Genomic DNA, 2560 nt, shown 5'->3' on the forward strand with positions numbered 1-2560 from the left:
TCTGCCGGAAATGCCGGAGGAATGGAATCAGCTTTCCTTCGACGATCATGTGTACGACGCCCATTCGCGCGGTCGCAAGACGCCCACGCATCTCATCATGGATGCCTGGATCAAGGGTTTGCGCTATCTCACGGTGGTGTATTCCAACTACATAGACTACGCGGCCGCCAGGGAAATTCTCGACGCCGCGGCCATCATGGGCATTCATGTGCGCGTGGGTCTTGAGGTGCGCTGTCCGTTCCGCGGGCGCTACGTGAGCATGGTGTGGGTGCCGCGCGGCTTCAGCGCGTCCGGAGACTTCCTCGAATTTCTGGAGTCGGACAAGATGCAGGCCCTCACCGCGCAGGGCCGCGAGGCCGTGGAATGGCGCAAGGCCCGCACGCTCGACGCTCTCGATCGCTGGAACGAGGGCAAGCGCAAGGAACTTTCCCGGGCATGGGGCACGGAAATACCCGAAATCAAGGCCGGTCGCCTCATGGCCTGCGTGGGTCTCGGTCAGCCTTCGTTCGAGCATCTGGCCGAGTGCATGCACGGTCACGTGCTGCCCTTTGCTAAGATTCGCGCCCAGGAGCTCAAGAAACGCGTGGCCGCCGGTCAGGACGACGACGGCGCCGCCGAACGCGAGATTCTGGAACTTGAGAACCTCACGAGCGCAGTCATTGCCAGAGACTGGCTTGAGGGCTCGGATCTGCCCGAAATCGGCGTGAAGCAGGAAGACGTGCCCGTGATGTTCACGCGCTCGCCCGCGCAGATGGTGGAGGAGCTCTCCACTCTGCACACCGGCTACCGCCTCATTCTGAACCTCGCCGGACTCAACGTGCGCGACGTGCTCGAACTGCTCTACGACTGCGACTGCTGCATCACGCATCTGGAGTTGTTCAACCTTAAAGACTGGCACGAAGGTCTGCTCAACGATCTGCCCGCCATCAACGAGCTGCAGCGCGTGCTCAACGAAGGCCGCGGCCCGCGCATCAAGCAGATGGTGCACGAGATTCTCGACAATCTGGAAGAAAGCGGCGAAATCGAACGCGCCGCCAAGTTCCGCAGCATTCAGAGCAACATTCCTACGCTCTGGGAATATTACCGCAAGAATCCGCTGAAAAGCCGCATCGGTTCCAATTCCGTGCGCGACAACAACGGCCGTTCCTTCGGCATGGGCTTCGTCTATACCGAAACCCTGCCTTCCCGCGCCAAGAAAACCCTGCGCGAAAACAGCGAGTACATGGGCGAAATTCCCGTGCACACCCGCATCGAGGAACGCGTAAGCTACGAGGACGACAGGGAAAACGTTTCCGGTCTCACCCGCGCCATTCGTCACGTGCCCGGGCTTCGCCACTTCCGGCAGGCCCGGCGTCGCGCCTGGCTCCCCGACGACAACAGCGAAATTCAGCGTCCGGGCAACGTGGTGAGCCTCGGCGGCATCAACACGCCCCCGGCCAACGCCCTGCTCGAAGACAAGGAACCCCGCAAGGAAGACAAGCCCGGCTCCGCCTATCTCAGCACCACCGTGACCAACTGGATCAAGGTCATGGCGGGCTTCATTCCCTCGGTGGCCTCCTTCCTTTACACTCAGGACTGGTGGTTCCTCGCCTGGTTCGGCACGTTCATATGGTTCGGCATCACGGGCATACGCAACATCATTCAGATGGTCGTGGCCGGCAACGGCACCACGCGCAACACCCTGCTGCGCTGGAAGGATCACGTGAGCATCAGCCGCATCTGCGATTCGCTCATGTATACCGGCATTTCCGTCGCGCTCCTTGAGGTCATCGTCCGCGTGTGGCTGCTCGAGGATCTGTGCGGGCTCAGCGTGCGCGAGCATCCCGGCATCGTCTTCGCCGTGCTCAACTTCGTGAACGCCATCTACATCTGCACCCACAACATCTACAGAGGCTTCCCGCGCGAGGCCGCCATAGGCAACCTCTTCCGCAGCGCTCTCGCCATTCCCGTGTCGTCCTGGTACAACCAGGCCTTCGTGGCCATTCTGCTTTTGTGCGGCGTGGAAGACCCGCTCTTCTATTCCGTGCCGAGTGCGGCCATCATCTCCAAGCTCGCTTCCGACACCGTGGCCGCCGTCATCGAAGGCTACGCCGACAGTCAGAACAACCGCCGCATGCGCCGCTGGGACTACGACGGCAAGATCTCCCGCGTGTTCGCCTGCTACACCAGACTTGAGCTTCTCTTCCCCGAAGAGGACATCCTCATCAAGCTGGCCCGCTCCGAAGGCCGCGTGGACGAAGTTTCCGGCGAGGCCCGCAAGCTCGAACTCGCGCTCATCATCAACGCCCTCGACCTCATGTACTTCTGGTACTATCAGCCCCGCGCTCAGGACGCCTTTCGCCGCCTGGTGAAGAACATGAGTCAGGCCGACAGAACCGTGTTCGCCCGCTCGCAGCTCGTGCTTCTGCGCGAACGCGACATCAGTCAGCTTTTCGTGGACGGCCTTGTGGGACGCAACTTCTCCCAGCCTCTGGCCTTCTATCTCGACAAGCGCCGCGACTACCTCAACGCCATGATGAAGCTCTGCCGCCCCGGCCGTAAAACCGTGCAGCAGCTCCCG

The 2560-nt window shown here is 61.5% G+C and carries 1 protein-coding gene; it reads left to right on the forward strand.

Features of this window, described 5'->3' with window-relative positions:
• Nucleotides 1-2560: hypothetical protein (locus ACZM96_RS10560; protein ID WP_489489013.1), on the forward strand; the 2560-nt coding region annotated here is incomplete at both ends.

The sequence above is a fragment of the Mailhella sp. genome, assembly GCF_057866825.1.